Source organism: Sediminibacterium sp. FW305-C-49, assembly GCF_058231085.1.
The window spans coordinates 1-626 of sequence record NZ_JBIQXS010000006.1; the positions used below are offsets into that span (position 1 = coordinate 1).

Consider the following 626-nt stretch of genomic DNA (forward strand, 5'->3'; position numbering starts at 1 on the left):
GGTACTTTATCTGCCAGCAATACAGTTTGTGCTACTGCCAATAGCGGTACATTGACGCTCAACGGCTTTACCAGCAGTGTTCTTCATTGGGAATCTTCTGTTGACAATGGTACTTCATGGACTACCATCACCAATACTACCAATACACTCAACTATACAAATCTTACTACCACCACGCAGTACAGGGCTTCTGTTCAAAGCGGTGTTTGTGCTCCTCAGTATTCCAATATTGTTACTATTACCGTTTTACCCGCTGTCACCACTGCCAATGCTGGAACTGATACACATGTGTGTTTCACTACCGCTACCATACTTGCTGCCAATACACCTGCTAATGGTACTGGTACATGGACTGTTTTACCTGGTGCTCCTTCAACTGTTAGTTTCACCAATGCCAATAATCCCAACTCAACTGTAAATGGTTTGGTCGTAGGTACTTACCAGTTTGTTTGGACTATCTCTAATGGTACTTGCGCTGATGCTAAAGACACTGTTTCCATTACGGTTGATCCGCAAACTGTTCCAGGTACTTTATCTGCCAGCAATACAGTTTGTGCTACTGCCAATAATGGTACACTGACCCTTGCAACTTATACAGGTAGTATTCTACGTTGGGAATCTTCTGT

General features: G+C 43.3%; 1 protein-coding gene. It reads left to right on the forward strand.

Translation table 11 applies throughout. The features are described 5' to 3' along the window. Nucleotides 1–626: DUF8696 domain-containing protein (locus tag ACH3Z1_RS15710; RefSeq protein WP_490822966.1), on the forward strand; the 626-nt coding region annotated here is incomplete at both ends.